This window comes from Wenjunlia tyrosinilytica, from assembly GCF_014646055.1.
GTDB lineage: Bacteria > Actinomycetota > Actinomycetes > Streptomycetales > Streptomycetaceae > Wenjunlia > Wenjunlia tyrosinilytica.
This window is the reverse complement of the sequence record NZ_BMMS01000001.1, coordinates 15,094-29,404: the sequence shown is the minus strand read 5'-3', so window position 1 is coordinate 29,404 and position 14,311 is coordinate 15,094. Positions and strand designations below refer to the sequence as shown.

Annotated in this window: 13 protein-coding genes; 6 read left to right on the top strand and 7 right to left on the bottom strand. The window is 70.6% G+C overall.

Going from position 1 to position 14,311, the window contains the following annotated elements; genetic code table 11:
- Positions 1 to 93: 93 nt before the first annotated feature.
- Positions 94 to 1,191 carry a DUF5937 family protein gene (locus tag IEY86_RS00130; protein WP_189129354.1) on the bottom strand — a complete coding sequence of 366 codons (1,098 nt, stop codon included), beginning with the start codon at positions 1,189 to 1,191 and terminating at the stop codon, positions 94 to 96.
- A 100-nt stretch (positions 1,192 to 1,291) separates the two neighbouring features.
- Here IEY86_RS00130 and IEY86_RS00125 point away from each other — a divergent pair, with 100 nt between their 5' ends.
- From IEY86_RS00125 to IEY86_RS00105, 5 genes are all read left to right on the top strand, one after another.
- Complete coding sequence (locus IEY86_RS00125) at positions 1,292 to 2,740, top strand: MFS transporter (RefSeq protein WP_189129353.1); 1,449 nt, start codon at positions 1,292 to 1,294, stop codon at positions 2,738 to 2,740.
- A gap of 206 nt (positions 2,741 to 2,946) precedes the next feature.
- Positions 2,947 to 3,768 carry a putative protein N(5)-glutamine methyltransferase gene (locus tag IEY86_RS00120; RefSeq protein ID WP_189129352.1) on the top strand — a complete coding sequence of 274 codons (822 nt, stop codon included), beginning with the start codon at positions 2,947 to 2,949 and terminating at the stop codon, positions 3,766 to 3,768.
- Positions 3,769 to 4,025: 257 nt separating this feature from the next.
- Positions 4,026 to 4,895, top strand: a complete 870-nt coding sequence (locus tag IEY86_RS00115; RefSeq protein ID WP_189129351.1) for a HalD/BesD family halogenase — start codon at positions 4,026 to 4,028, stop codon at positions 4,893 to 4,895.
- A gap of 262 nt (positions 4,896 to 5,157) precedes the next feature.
- Complete coding sequence (locus IEY86_RS00110) at positions 5,158 to 6,108, top strand: class I SAM-dependent methyltransferase (protein WP_229698043.1); 951 nt, start codon at positions 5,158 to 5,160, stop codon at positions 6,106 to 6,108.
- A 23-nt stretch (positions 6,109 to 6,131) separates the two neighbouring features.
- Positions 6,132 to 7,931 (top strand): choline/carnitine O-acyltransferase, encoded by a 1,800-nt coding sequence (locus IEY86_RS00105; RefSeq protein ID WP_189129350.1) that lies wholly within the window; start codon positions 6,132 to 6,134, stop codon positions 7,929 to 7,931.
- Between the two features lie 40 nt (positions 7,932 to 7,971).
- Here IEY86_RS00105 and IEY86_RS00100 read toward each other — a convergent pair whose 3' ends face one another.
- Both IEY86_RS00100 and glnA read right to left on the bottom strand, forming a co-directional pair.
- Positions 7,972 to 8,460 (bottom strand): hypothetical protein, encoded by a 489-nt coding sequence (locus IEY86_RS00100; RefSeq protein WP_189129349.1) that lies wholly within the window; start codon positions 8,458 to 8,460, stop codon positions 7,972 to 7,974.
- Between the two features lie 203 nt (positions 8,461 to 8,663).
- Complete coding sequence (gene glnA, locus IEY86_RS00095; protein ID WP_189129348.1) at positions 8,664 to 10,073, bottom strand: type I glutamate--ammonia ligase; 1,410 nt, start codon at positions 10,071 to 10,073, stop codon at positions 8,664 to 8,666.
- A gap of 204 nt (positions 10,074 to 10,277) precedes the next feature.
- Between glnA and IEY86_RS00090 the strand changes: the two genes are divergently transcribed.
- Positions 10,278 to 10,745, top strand: a complete 468-nt coding sequence (locus IEY86_RS00090) for an RDD family protein (RefSeq protein ID WP_189129347.1) — start codon at positions 10,278 to 10,280, stop codon at positions 10,743 to 10,745.
- A 237-nt stretch (positions 10,746 to 10,982) separates the two neighbouring features.
- Here IEY86_RS00090 and IEY86_RS00085 read toward each other — a convergent pair whose 3' ends face one another.
- The 4 genes from IEY86_RS00085 to lipB form a co-directional block, all read right to left on the bottom strand.
- Positions 10,983 to 11,663 (bottom strand): DUF4191 domain-containing protein, encoded by a 681-nt coding sequence (locus tag IEY86_RS00085; protein ID WP_189129346.1) that lies wholly within the window; start codon positions 11,661 to 11,663, stop codon positions 10,983 to 10,985.
- Between the two features lie 88 nt (positions 11,664 to 11,751).
- On the bottom strand, positions 11,752 to 11,982 hold the full coding sequence (locus IEY86_RS00080) for an SCO2195 family GlnR-regulated protein (protein WP_373286939.1): 231 nt from the start codon (positions 11,980 to 11,982) through the stop codon (positions 11,752 to 11,754).
- A 272-nt stretch (positions 11,983 to 12,254) separates the two neighbouring features.
- Positions 12,255 to 13,205 (bottom strand): lipoyl synthase, encoded by a 951-nt coding sequence (gene lipA, locus IEY86_RS00075; protein ID WP_189129345.1) that lies wholly within the window; start codon positions 13,203 to 13,205, stop codon positions 12,255 to 12,257.
- A gap of 213 nt (positions 13,206 to 13,418) precedes the next feature.
- Positions 13,419 to 14,237, bottom strand: a complete 819-nt coding sequence (lipB, locus tag IEY86_RS00070) for a lipoyl(octanoyl) transferase LipB (RefSeq protein ID WP_189129344.1) — start codon at positions 14,235 to 14,237, stop codon at positions 13,419 to 13,421.
- Between the last annotated feature and the right edge of the window lie 74 nt (positions 14,238 to 14,311).

Here is a 14,311-nt window from a genome sequence, read left to right as displayed (position 1 = left end):
GGTGCTCGCGTTCATCCGTCGGCGCAGCACCGGTCAGCGGAGCACGGGTCGGCGCAGCACCGGTCGGCGCAGCACCGGTCGGCGCAGCACCGGTCAGCGCAGCACCGCTTCGAGCAGGTCGGCGCCGAGTCTGGCCGAGCCGGCGAGGTCGAGTTCGTAGAGGACGTATCTGCCCCGGCGGTGGGTGGTCAGCAGGCCGGCCTTGCGCAGGACGGCGAGGTGGCGGGAGACCTCGGGGGCGGTGAGCTGCCAGGCGTCGGCGAGTTCGCCCGTCGTGTGGGCGCCCCGGGCCAGCGTCCGCGCCAGGCGCAGCCGCACCGGGTGCGCCAGCGCCTCCAGCCGCTGCTGGAGGACCGCGAGCGAGACCGGCTCGGGCACTCCGGACTCCGCGACCGGGTACTGGAGGACGGGCCGCCAGCCGCGCGCGTGCACCACCAGCAGATGGGGGCGGCCGAAGGCCGTGGGGATGAAGGTGACGCCACCGGCCTTGGCCGCGTTGGTGGCGTTGTCCTGGAGCTTGTCGACGAGGATGTGCCGCCGCCCCGGTGCGCTCTCGTCCAGCGCGACCGAGGGCGAGACCGCGGCCAGCGTGTCCTCCAGGCCGTGGCGGGACAGCAGATCGGCCTTCCGCCGGGCGTCGGCGGCCAGGTGGGGCAGCACACGCTGCCAGGCGTCGGCGAAGAACGCCTGCTCGCACTCCTCCAGCAGACGGCGGACCAGCGCCCGGACGGCCGAAGGGTCGGCGAGCAGCCTGTCGGCGAACTCCGCCTGACGCGGGCCCCTGGCCAGGGCCAGCTCACGGGCGCGCTCCTGGGCGGCGGGATCGGTCAGAGGCGACGCCGACCTGTGGGTGAGCCGGGAGGAGCCGCAGGTGGTGATCAGGGCGGCGGTGACGTACAGCTCGTCGTCGATCCGGTCGACGGCGTCGAGTTCCTCGGCCAGGGTGGAGCCGGGAAGGCCGGGCAGGAGGAAATCGGCGCGTGAGGAGCGCCAGAGGAAGTCCGCCTCCATCAGCCGCTCGGCGAACTGCGGCTTGACCATCGTGGTCGTGGCGGCGGCCCAGCCGTGCAGGACCGGATGGTGGGCGGGCTCGGCCAGCACATGCAGCATCGCGCTCAGCTCCGCCAGCGGCGACGGCGTGAAGAGCAGTCGCTCCTGGGGGAGCGCGGTGATGTCGATGGTCAGGCTCACACCATCGATCCTGCCAGGCGCTCGGGGCCGGCCCGCGATCGTTTGACGGGAGTCGTCAATCGGCGTGCCTGCCGACCGCGCCGGACGCAGCGTGTGGGCCATGAGCGCGTCAGAGGTGTCGGAGGACAAGCGGGACGGGGAGCGCGGGGCGGCGGCGGGGGAGGGCGAGTGCCCGGCGCCGGACGGCCGCACGAGCGGGCGGCTGCGCTGGGGACCGGGGCCGCTGACCGTGGCGGGTGGCCATCGGTATGCCCTCGCCCTCGTTGTCGATGCCCTGGGAGCGGGGCTGCTGAGGCCGTTCCTGCTGCTGTACGGCATCAGTGTGCTCGGCATGCGCCCGGGAGCGGCCGGCCTGGCGATGTCGGCGGGCATGCTCGCGGGCCTGGTCATGGTGCCGCTGATGGGGCGCTGGATCGACCGGGGCGCACGGAGCAAAGCGGTGGCGGCCACCCTGGTGGTCCGCACGATCGGCACCGGCCTGCTCCTGCTCACCCATGGCCCGGCCGGGTTCACCACGGCGGCGGTCCTGCTGGGCATCGGCAGCCAGACCTGGCCCACCACCCACGCCGCCATGGTCGCCACGCTCACCGAGGGCCGCACCAGGGACGCCGCCCTGGCCGCGGGCCGCTCCCTGCGCAACGCGGGCCTGGGCGCCGGAGCCCTACTGGCGACGCTGGCCATGGCGGGCGGCGCGGGAACGCTCCGGGCGCTGGCGATGGTGACGGGGGTGGCCGGCTCCGCGGCGGCGGTACTGGTGTGGTCGATGCGGGTGGAGGCGAGCGCGGGCGGCGGACGGGCCGGGGCCGCCGGGGCGGTGGTGCGAAAGGCCGCTGGAGGGGAGGCCCGGAAGGCCGCCGGGGCGGAGGTCCGGAAGGCCGCCGGTGCGGCGGTCCCCGAGGCAGGCGGTGCGGCGGTCCCCAGGCGGCGGGGCTCGGCGACGCGCGAGCGGCGGGGCTCGGCGGAGTCGACCACGGAGGACGCGGCGGTCCTACGCCGCATCACCCTCCTCAGCGCGGCGAATCTCCCCTACGCGTTCTGCTTCGACATCCTGGAGGTCGCCCTCCCCGCCCTCCTGGTGACCTCACTGCATGCCTCACCCGCCTGGTCGTCCGGGATCTTCGTGGGCAACACCGTGCTGGTCATCACCACCCAGCTCGCCGTGGTCGTCCGGCTCGCGGGACGGGCCCGCCGGGTGGTTCTGGCCTGGTCCGGAGTGGTGCTCGCCGCCTCCTACCTCGGATTCTGGGCGGCGGCAGCGATCGGCGGCCCGGCGGGAGCGGTCACCGTGGCGGCGGTCTCCGTGCTCTACACCGCCGGAGAGATCCTCTACGCGGGCACCGGGACAGCACTGGTGGTGGCGTGCGCCCCGCCCCACCTGCTGGGCCGCGCCCTGGCCCGCTGGGAGATCTCGACGGGCACCGGCCGCGCCCTCGCCCCGGCCACGCTGACCGCCCTGCTCGCCACCGGCCCCGGCTCCCTGTGGTGCGCCCTGGCCGCGGCGACCCTGCTGTCCGCGGCGGCGATCGTCCGCCTCGCCCCGAAGGCCTGAACGCTTCGAGGCCCAGGGCCTGCCCGCCGTAAATGATGTACCACGTCGCGAGGCGGTTCGGGTAATGTTGCCGTCCCAAGCGTGAACGACCGAGGAGGTGAGACCCATTACCGCTGTAGCAGGCTGGGTGCTCTCATCTCACGGTCGTGCGGTTGCCCCCGCATAGGTGACCGCGAGAGCGCCCTTCGGCATCCCGAAAGGCTCTCATGACGGTTTCACCGCCACTTCTTTCCCCGTCCGCGCTCGTCACCAGGCTTCGCGCCGCCGGCTGTGTCTTCGCCGAGGACGAGGCGCGCTTGCTCATGTCCACGGCACGGACACCCGCCGACCTCGCCGCCATGGTGGACCGGCGCGTCGACGGCCTTCCCCTTGAACACGTCCTCGGATGGGCCGAGTTCTGCGGCCTGCGGGTGGCCGTTGATCCCGGGGTCTTCGTTCCCCGCCGCCGTACCGAGTTCCTGGTCCACCAGGCCGCCGCCCATCTGGGGGCCACCACGCGTGCCCCGGCCCCTGACCGGACACACCCGGTCGTCGTCGACCTGTGCTGCGGCTCTGGCGCGGTCGGCGCGGCGCTCCTCGACGCCCTGGGACACCTCGAGCTGTACGCCGCCGACATCGACCCGGCGGCGGTCGCGTGCGCCCGCCGCAATGTCGCCGCCGACGGTGCCCGGGTGTTCGAGGGCGACCTCTACGAGCCTCTGCCCACCGCCCTGCGCGGACGCGTCGACATCCTGGTCGCCAACGCGCCTTATGTCCCCAGCGAGGCGATCGGCCTGCTCCCGGTGGAGGCCCGGGTGCATGAACCTCGGGCGGCACTCGACGGCGGCGCGGACGGCCTCGACGTCCAGCGCCGCGTGGCCGCCGAGGCGCCCCTGTGGCTGGCCCCGGGCGGCCATCTGCTGGTCGAGACCAGCGAATGCCAGGCCCCGCGGACCGTGGAGACCTTCCTCGGCAACGGCCTGATCCCCACGGTCGCCACGTCCGACGATCTCAACGCCACCGTTGTCATAGGCACCAACCCCACCTGACCGCGCCCCGCCGCACACCCCGCCGCGCCCCGCCGCGCCCCGCCGCACCGCGCGGCACACCCCGCCGCACCGCGCGGCACACCGGCCCGAGCCCCGCTCCAGTCAGAGGACAGGAGCGGGGCTCGACCACGTCCCGACAACACAGTACCCACACAGTGTGACGTGTCACAGACAACCCGGCGGCGCTGTGGGAGCTTCAATTCTGGTACTCCGCAGTTGAGTTGCGTCGCCTGCTGCCCGTACGTGGAGAGGATCGGATGAGCACTTCGGAAGCCATGACGCTCGACCAGGTGGTCGACACCGCTCGATACCCCCTGTCGGAACTCGAGAGCGCCGAGGGACAAGCCGTGGTTTCCCGTGCCCGGCGCGAGCTGAACACCCTCGGCTGCACCGTGCTGCCGGACTTCATCCGCCCCACGCTCCGCGATGCGCTGCGTGACGAGTGCTCGGCCATCGCCCCCCGGGCGCATTTCGACGTCGAGACGGTCAATGTCTACAACATCGACGTCAACGCGGATCTGCCCGAGAACCATCCGGGTCGGAGGACTTTCCAGCGCGGCAACGCCTTCGTCGCACGGGACCGCATTCCCGAGGGCTCCCTCATCAGCCGGCTCTACTCCGACACGGTGTTCCAGCGCTTCGTCGCCGAGTGCTTCGAACTGCCGCAGCTGCACGAGTTGACGGACCCGCTGTCCGGACTGGTCCTCAATGTCGTTGAGCCGGGTATGGAGCACCCCTGGCACTTCGACACCAATGAGTTCACCGTCAGCATGCTCACCCGCCGGCCCCGGGCCGGAGGGGACTTCGAGTACTGCCCCAACATCAGGTCCGCGTACGACGAGAACTTCGACGCCGTCCGCGACGTACTGGACGGCCGGGGCGAGCGGCTGACCCGCCGCCTCCCCCTGCAACCCGGTGACCTCCAGCTGTTCAAGGGGCGCTACTCGCTGCACCGGGTGAGCCCCGTGCGGGGCGAGGTCGCCCGCCACAGCGCGATCTTCGCCTACAGCGAGCGCCCGGGTGTCATAGGGAGCGTGGCACGCACCCGGCAGCTCTTCGGCCGAGTCCTGCCCGAGCATCTGGCCGCCGAGGGCCGGGCGGTGCGGGGCGACCGACTGCTGGACTAGCCGGCCCGGCGCACCCGGCCCGGCGCTCTCGGCCCGGCACACAGCGAGGACACGAGGACAAGCAGTCGCAAGAGGCCCTCTCCAGTCCGCTTTCCCGCCTTTCCCCGGCCCTGCCTTCCCAGCCCTGCCCTTACCCGTTCAGCTTTCCCGCCCAGCTGTGCCCGCCCTGCTTTCCCGCCCCTGCTTTCCCGCCCTGCTTTGCCCGCCCTGCTTTCCCGCCCTGCTTTCCCCATCCCCTGGGGTCCACGGAGGAGTAAGCCCTGTGCGTTTCGACGCGACCGGAAAAGTCTCGCTCGACCACATCTACACCCAGCCCGATCCGCGCGCGTATTTCAGCGTGCTCCGCCCGCTCGGCTACTGCGTTCCGCAGCAGGCCAAGCCCTACTTCGCGAAGCTCATCAAGGAATACCGGGACTCCCAGCACGTCGAGGTGCCGAAGGTGCTGGACATCGGCTGCTCGTACGGGATCAACGCGGCCCTGCTGAAGTACGACGCGACGATGGACGAGCTGTACGCCCGCTACAGCGGCACTGAGGGCGGCGTCGAGCCGGAGTCCGGCGGCTCGGCCGAGAGGGAGGCCGGCGCGGGGACGGTTGAGGGCATCCGCGCGGCCCTGCTGGCTCGGGACCGGGAGCTCGCCCGCTCGCGTCAACCCGCCAACGGCATCCGCTTCGTCGGCCTGGACGCCTCCGAGAGCGCGCTGTCTTACGCGGTCGAGGCCGGGTTCCTCGACGAAGCCGTCCACGCCGACCTGGAGGGGAACGACCCCACCGCGCACCAGCGCGCCGCGCTCGCCGGGACGGACCTGGTGATCTCGACGGGCTGCCTCGGCTATGTCACCGAGCGGACGTTGACCCGCGTCGTCCAGGCGCAGGACGGGCGCCGCCCCTGGATGGCGCACTTCGTGCTGCGGATGTTCCCCTTCGACTCCGTCGAACGAGCGCTGACCGGGCTGGGATACCGGACGATCCGCGTCGAAGAGGTCTTCAAACAGCGGCGGTTCGCCTCCCCGGAGGAGCAACAGCTCGTTCTGGACAGGATGTCGGCCGCCGGAGTGGATTCGCGGGGCCTGGAGGCGGAAGGCTGGCTCCATGCACAGCTGTACCTCTCCCGGCCGGACGACACCTCGGCACCCGCGGCCGGGGGACTCGCCGCCCGCGAGGAAGTTGCAGGACCCCACGAACCCCACGACGCGAATCGAGAGCGCAATTGAACATCAGTCAGGGAATGGCGGCCATGACGACCTTCTCCCAGGAGGAGGGCCTGCCACGTGTGCCATTGCCTACGCTTGAGGCGAGCTGCGAGAGGTTCCTCGCCTGGTGCGCGCCACTGCTGACCGCCGAGGAGCTGGCGGCGACCGAGGCGGAGGTGGCCGCGTTCCTGCGGCCCGACGGGCCCGGCCGGGTGCTGCACGCGGCCCTGGAGGAGTACGACGCCACGGAGGGCGTGGCGAGCTGGCTCGACACCTTCTGGCCGTACCGGTACCTCGGCCGCCGGGACCGTATCGCGCTCAACGCCAACTTCTTCTTCCTCTTCCAGGACAACGGGCTGTCGCAGTCGCAACTGGAGCGCGCGGCCGGACTCATCGCCGGGGCCGTCAACTACAAGCGGCAGCTCGATCAGGAGCTCATCCCACCCGTGGTGCAGCGCGGGCAGCCCCAGTCGATGGAGCAGAACAAGTACCTGTTCTCCACCACGCGGATTCCCGGGGCGGTGCAGGACAGCGTCCGCAGCCCGTACAGCGAGGAGTGTCCGGGCCCGTCCCCGGCCCGGCACATCGTGGTGTTCTTCCGCGGCGGCATGTTCCGGATGGACGTGCTCGGCGAGGACGGCGCCCCGTACAGCCTGGCCGACCTCGAGGCCGGACTGAGCGCCGTGCTGAAGGCCGGTGCGGAACCGGCTCCTGAGGACACCTCGGTGGGGCACCTCACCACCATGGCACGCGCCGAATGGGCGGCCACGAGGGAGCGCCTGCTCACCTGCGACCCCAGGAACACGGAGGCGCTGGACGATGTCGAGACCGCGCTGTTCTGCGTCTGCCTGGAGGACTTCGCGCCCGCCGACATCCAGGGGGCCTGCGACCAATTGCTGTACGGCGACGGCGGCAACCGCTGGTTCGACAAGGCCGTGTCCCTGATCGTGTTCGCCGACGGCCGGGCGGGCATCAATGTCGAGCACTGCGAGCTGGACGGGACCACCATCCTCAGCTTCGTCGACGCCCTGCTGGGCACCTCCGCCGAGGAGCACTCCCGGCAGTCCGGGGCCCGTTCCCAGGGGCTGCCGGAGGTGAAGCCGATCGTCTTCGAGCTGGACGACGCCCTGCGGGCCCAGGTGAGCTCCGCCGCCGAGGCGTTCGCGGAGTACGGGGCCAACACGGCCACCAGCACCGTGTCGTTCGACGACTTCGGCGCCAACACGGCCAAGGCACTGGGCGCTTCACCGGACGCGTTCGTCCAGGTCGCCTACCAGCTCGCCCACCAGCGCGCCAAGGGGCACCTGGGGGCCACGTACGAGTCCATCGCCACCCGCCAGTACCGGCGAGGGCGCACCGAGGCGATGCGTGTGGTCACCCCGGAAATGGTGGAGTTCGTGGCGGTGATGGAGGACCCGTCGACGGACGCGCAGGCCAGGCGTGCGGCATTCCGCGCCGCCGCGGCGGGGCATGTGGCGCGCGCCAAGGAGTGCCAGGCCGTCCAGGTGCCCGAGCAGCACCTGTGGGAGCTGGAACTGATCCAGCGGCGGCGCGGGGCGGGGCTGGGAGTCACCGAGCAGCCCGCGCTGTACCGCACGCCGGGCTGGGTGAAGATGCGCGACGACTACCTGAGCACCAGCTCCGCCCCGTCGTTCAACATCCAGTACTTCGGTTTCGGCTCCACCAGCAGCCGCTGCATCGGCGTCGCCTACGTCCTGCTGCCGGAGCGCTTCAACGTCTACCTGAGTACCCCGATGCCGGTGGCGGCCCAGATGTACACCTTCGCCGAGAAGCTCCGGGAGGCAGTGGCGGAGCTGCGCGACCTCCTGTCCTCCGAGGCCTGACCCCGTGGACAAGGGCCGCCACCGGGATCGGGTGGCGGCCCTACGCAGTGCGCCCGGCGCCCGGTGGCCAGACCACATCGACCGGAATGCCGGCGGCGCGGGCGTCGAGGACCACGTCGGCGGTGCCGCCGCCCTTGCCCCCGGGGGGCTTGCCGTTCCAGACGGCGACGAGGCGGTCGGCGCGGTCCAGGAGCATGCGGTTGGCCCTCTCGTACGCCTCGCGGCCGGCCGTTTCGAACGGCATGACCAGTACCTCGTCAGCGGCTTGGACCAACCGGTCGAAGAGCGGGGCGTGCCGCGGCTTCACCTTCGTCCGGCGGTAGTCCTGGGAGGGGAGCACCACCACGAGACGTCCCCCGGCCGCGAGCACGGCTTCGGCGAAGAGACTGTCCGAGCCTGCGGCGACGCACGAGACGCCGACCAGCCCCGGACCGCGGTATCCGGAGAGCAGATCGCGAAGGGCATCGCGAACCAGCGGCACGGAGGCGTCCGTCAGATCCATATGCCCGGTTACGGCGAGCGTCGTCACAGCACCCTCTTCCCCATGAGGCTCACTCAGTCGGCAAGCTGTTCCCTCAGCCTGCCACGCGCCTCACGGACCGGCCGGGAGGCACCGTGCCCGACGGTGCACGAGAGAGGGCCGTCGGCCGTTCCTTCCTGGAGGGGAAGGACACGGCCGACGGCCCACAGACGGTCCAGGGGAGCGGAAATCCGCTCTGACCTGCGACGGTCTTAGATGTCGAAGTACAGCTCGAACTCGTGCGGGTGCGGGCGGAGCTGGATGGGGGCGACTTCCTGGGTGCGCTTGAAGTCGACCCAGGTCTCGATCAGGTCCTGGGTGAAGACACCGCCCTCGAGGAGGTACTCGTGGTCGGCCTCGAGGGCGTCGAGGACGGCCGGGAGGGAGGTGGGGACCTGCGGGACGTTCGCGTGCTCGTCCGGCGGGAGCTCGTAGAGGTCCTTGTCCACGGGCTCGACCGGCTCGATCTTGTTCTTGATGCCGTCCAGGCCCGCCATCAGGAGCGCGGAGAACGCCAGGTAAGGGTTGGAGGACGGGTCCGGCGCGCGGAACTCGATGCGCTTGGCCTTCGGGTTGGCGCCCGTGATCGGGATACGGATCGCCGCCGAGCGGTTGCGCTGCGAGTACACCAGGTTCACCGGGGCCTCGAAGCCCGGGACCAGTCGGTGGTAGGAGTTCACCGTCGGGTTGGTGAACGCCAGCAGCGACGGGGCGTGCTTGAGCAGGCCGCCGATGTAGTAGCGGGCGGTGTCCGACAGGCCCGCGTAGCCCTGCTCGTCGTAGAAGAGCGGGGAGCCGCCCTCCCACAGGGACTGGTGGACGTGCATGCCCGAGCCGTTGTCGCCGAAGATCGGCTTCGGCATGAAGGTCGCCGTCTTGTTGTTGCGCCACGCGACGTTCTTCACGATGTACTTGAAGAGCATCAGGTCGTCGGCGGCGGCGAGCAGCGTGTTGAACTTGTAGTTGATCTCCGCCTGGCCGGCGGTGCCGACCTCGTGGTGCTGGCGCTCGACCTTCAGGCCGGCCTTGGCCAGCTCGAGGGAGATCTCGGCGCGCAGGTCGGCGAAGTGGTCGACCGGCGGGGCCGGGAAGTAGCCGCCCTTGTAGCGGACCTTGTACCCGCGGTTCTCCTCGACGGCGCCGGTGTTCCAGGCGCCCGCCTCGGAGTCGATGTGGTAGAAGCTCTCGTTCGCGCTGGTCGCGAAGCGCGCGCTGTCGAAGACGTAGAACTCCGCCTCCGGGCCGAAGTAGGCCGTGTCGGCGATGCCGGAGCCGGCCAGGTACGCCTCGGCCTTCTTCGCCACGTTCCGCGGGTCACGGCTGTACTGCTCGCCGGTGAGCGGGTCGTGGATGAAGAAATTGATGTTGAGGGTCTTGTCCTTGCGGAACGCGTCGACGCGAGCCGTGTTCAGGTCCGGGACGAGCGCCATGTCGGACTCGTGGATGGCCTGGAAGCCGCGGATCGACGAACCGTCGAACATCAGGTTCTCGGTCGGGTCGAAGGATTCGACCGGGACCGTGAAGTGCTGCATGATGCCCGGCAGGTCGCAGAACCGGACGTCCACGAACTTGACGTCCTCGTCCGAGATGAACTTCTTCACCTCGTCGGCGTTTTGGAACATCCACATCCTCCTCGGCCCACCGCGTTCGCCGCGGCGGTGATCGTCGATGGCGGGGCCGTCCCGCCCTCCCGCCTTCGCGAGGAAGGGGCCCAGCACGTGTTGACCATAGGGAGTCCCGATTTCTCGAGCGTGACCCGTATGTTTCACACGCGTTAACCGAGCCTCGGGCGCAGTGATCAGGAACGGCCGCGTTACCGTTGTCCGGTGGACACCAGACGAGCGGTGGGATCGTGGATCTCGGGGCCGCGTGCCGCGGCGGAGGAAATGGGCGCCGACTTCGGGTACCCCGGAGAGCGGCTTGGGCTTCCCAGGACGGGGCCGGGCTCGATCGCACCGGTGGGCCGGCGGATCGCGGCGCTGTTCGTCGACTGGGGCCTGTGCGTGCTGATCGCATACGGACTTCTCGCCAGAGGTGATCTGGGAGCAACCAATATGTGGACAAGTGCCGTGTTCTTTGTCGCGAGCGTGCTGTTCATCGGCACCCTGGGCTTTACGCCGGGCAAGCGGCTGCTGAGGCTGCGGCTCGTGCGTGCGGACGGCGAGCGGCTGAGCGTCCTCGCGGCGATGCTGCGGACGTTCCTGTTGCTCCTCGTCATCCCCGCCGTGGTGTGGGACCGGGACTACCGGGGGCTGCACGACAAGGCGGTCCGGGCGGTCCAGGTCCGCTTCTAGCCAGCAGGGCCCGTCCAGCCCACAGGGCCCGCAGGCGCCCGCAGGGCGAAGAACGCCTGCCGGCCCCGCGCGGCCGGAGAACGACGAGAGCGGCTTTCCGGTGGTCCGGAGAGCCGCTCTTCGTTTCGTCGGACGGGGTCAGGACCGCGGACGATTCCTGGACCGCGGGAGATCGCTGGACTGCGGACGATTTCTGGATTGCCGGAGATTCGCCGGAGATGCGGGGCAGGGCGCGCCTCAGCGGCCCCGGGGCATCCGCGCGTTCCGCGGGATCGGGCCCTTCGGGATCGGCATGTTGCTCATGAGGTCGCCCAGGGCGCGCAGCCGGTCGTTGATCACCGTGACCTGGGACGCGGGCATGACGCGGGGCATCTTCATCAGTGTGGTCTGGAGCTTCTTGAGCGGCACCTGGCCCTCGCCGTCGCCCACGATGATGTCCGTGACCGCCACGTCCGACACGACCCGGGCCATCTTCTTCTTCTCGGCCGCGAGCAGGCCCTTGAGCCGGTTCGGGTTGCCCTCTCCGACCAGGACGATGCCGGGGCGCCCGACGGCGCGGTGCACCACGTCCTGGTTGCGGTTCGCGGTCACCGCGGGGGTGACCGTCCAGCCGCGGCGGATGTTGTTGAGCACCGCCGCGGCGGCACCCGGCTGGCCCTCCATCTGCCCGAACGCGGCCTTCTCGGCCCGTCGGCCGAAGATGATCGCCATCAGGAGGAAGGCCAGCAGGAAGCCCAGGATGCCCGCGTAGATCGGGTGGTCGATGAGGAAGCCGATGGCGAGGGCCACACCGAAGGTGACGATTCCCACTGCCGCGACAATCAGCCCGACCTTGGGGTCGGCCTTCTTCGTCATCGTGTAAGCCAGACGGATCTGCTTCAGCCGCCCGGGGTTCTCGGATGTTTCCTTCCTCGCCATGCCGCAAAGGATACGTGCCCGGGTGTGCTCATGACGAAAGGGTGGCGCATAGAGGGCCACGGCCTGCCGGGCTCGCCCCGGGGGGTGGTCAGCGCTTGATGAACGGGGGTGCCGAGTCGAGCACGGTCTGGGCCTCGCGGCGGTCGCGGGCCCGCCTGCGGTCCTCGCAGACGGCGGCCCAGGCGTTGCGCCGGGCGGTCTGCTGGCCGCCGCGCAACAGGATGGCCTCCACGGCGCGCAGGGCGTCGGCGACGGGGCTCGATGCGGTCGTGGGGACAGGTGCGCTGACGCGGTCAGCGTGCATGGCGTTCGGCTGCATCATGCCCTCCGTGGTCCACCGTCTTCGAGGTGAGGGGTTGCCTCGTTCCAGAGTCACCACATTGTGTTACCAGTCGGTGACGAGGTGGTCAAACGTGCATGAAACCCTGTCGGGTTCATTAATGGCCCGGTCAAACAACGACTGCCCTGGTCGGAGGACCAGGGCAGTCGTTTGGATCAAAACACGCGCTATACGGCCATGAGGGGCACATCACACGGCCGGCCTCACCGGGCCCGGCCGGCTCGTACGGCCCGCGACCGGCCCGCGGGGCGTCAGACCGCCTGCGGGGCCGCCGCCTCACCGCGCTTCTCGATCGCCTGCTTGTACAGACGCCCCGCCCGGTACGACGAACGCACCAGCGGTCCGGACATGACGCCCGCGAAGCCGATCTCCTCGGCCTCCTGCTGGAGCTCCACGAACTCCTCCGGCTTCACCCAGCGCTCGACCGGGTGGTGCCGCACGCTCGGGCGCAGGTACTGCGTGATGGTGATCAGCTCGCAGCCCGCCTCGTGGAGGTCCCGCAGCGCCTGGCTGACCTCTTCGCGCTCCTCGCCCATGCCGAGGATGAGGTTGGACTTGGTGACCAGCCCGGCCTCGCGGGCGCGGGTGATGACCTCGAGGGAGCGCTCGTAGCGGAACGCGGGGCGGATCCGCTTGAAGATCCGCGGCACGGTCTCGACGTTGTGCGCCAGTACCTCGGGGCGGGAGGAGAAGACCTCGGCGAGCTGCTCGGGCACCGCGTTGAAGTCGGGGATCAGAAGCTCCACGCCCGTGCCCGGGATCATCGTGTGGATCTGGCGGACCGTCTCCGCGTACAGCCAGGCGCCGCCGTCCTCGAGGTCGTCGCGGGCCACACCGGTGATCGTCGCGTAGCGCAGCTCCATCGTCTTCACCGACTCGGCCACGCGCCGCGGCTCGTCACGGTCGAGGGCGGCGGGCTTGCCGGTGTCGATCTGGCAGAAGTCGCAGCGGCGGGTGCACTGCTCGCCGCCGATGAGGAAGGTGGCCTCGCGGTCCTCCCAGCACTCGAAGATGTTGGGGCACCCCGCCTCCTGGCAGACCGTGTGCAGCCCCTCGCGCTTCACCAGTCCCTGGAGCGCGGTGTACTCGGGGCCCATCTTCGCCCGGGTCTTGATCCACGCGGGTTTGCGCTCGATCGGGGTCTGGCTGTTGCGGGCCTCCAAGCGCAGCAGCTTGCGTCCATCGGGGGCGACAGCGGACACGTGGAGCTCCCTCTACTTGAAGTGCAGACGTGCTGGGGGATACAGCCATCCTGAAGAATCATCGGCGAACACCAGGGTACGCCCGTGCTTTCGCATTCCGTTAAGCCGATCAACCCCGCGAAGGCGCGGCGCATTCCACTGGACGGAATGTCCTCCCCACGGCCCGGCGACGCCCGCCCGCCGACGGGCGGCCGGTGGGCGCCGGCCCGCCGCCTAGACCGCGCGCGGCAGCGGAACGGCCGAGCGGAGCACCTCGGTCAGGTGCTTCTCGACCACCGGCAGCACCTCGCTCACCGGCACCCGCCGGCCGAGCTCGGCCGAGAGCGAGGTGACCCCGGCATCCCGGATGCCGCACGGCACGATGCGGTCGAACCAGGTGTTGTCCGGATCGCAGTTCAACGAGAAGCCGTGCATCGTCACGCCCTTGGCCACGCGGATGCCGATCGCGGCCAGTTTGCGGTCCTCACCGCGCTCCCCGGCGTTGGACGGGGCGTACTCGGGGCCCATCAGACGGGTGTCGTACTCCTCGTCCTGGTCGTTGCGGTGGTCGCCCCGGCCGTCGTCGAGCCGCGGGTCCAACTGGAGATTGAGGCCGCCGAGCGCCGGGCGGTGCTCCTTGGGCACCGGGTCGCCGAGCACCCACACCCCGCTGCGGCCCTCGACCCGCGTGGTCTCCAGGCCGAAGTCCGCCGCCGTCCTGATGAGCGCCTCCTCAAGCCGCCGCACGTGCGCGACCACGTCGACGGGGCGGGGCAGCTTGAGGATGGGGTAGCCGACGAGCTGGCCGGGGCCGTGCCAGGTGATCTTGCCGCCGCGGTCCACGTCCACCACCGGGGTGCCGTCGAGGGGCCGCTCATTGTCCTGGGTGCGCCGGCCGGCGGTGTAGACGGGCCGGTGCTCCAGGAGGAGGCACGTGTCGGGCGTCTCGTCCGCGAAACGAGCGGCGTGGACGCGGCGCTGCTCGTCCCATGCCTCCTGGTACTCGACGGCTTCTGGGCCGAACCCCAGGTGGACGAACCGGAGCTCGTTCACGGCATCTCCTCGGCAGTTGAGCGGCTGAGCTGTTGAGCGGCTGAGCTGTTGAACGGCTGGGCGGCTGACGCGGA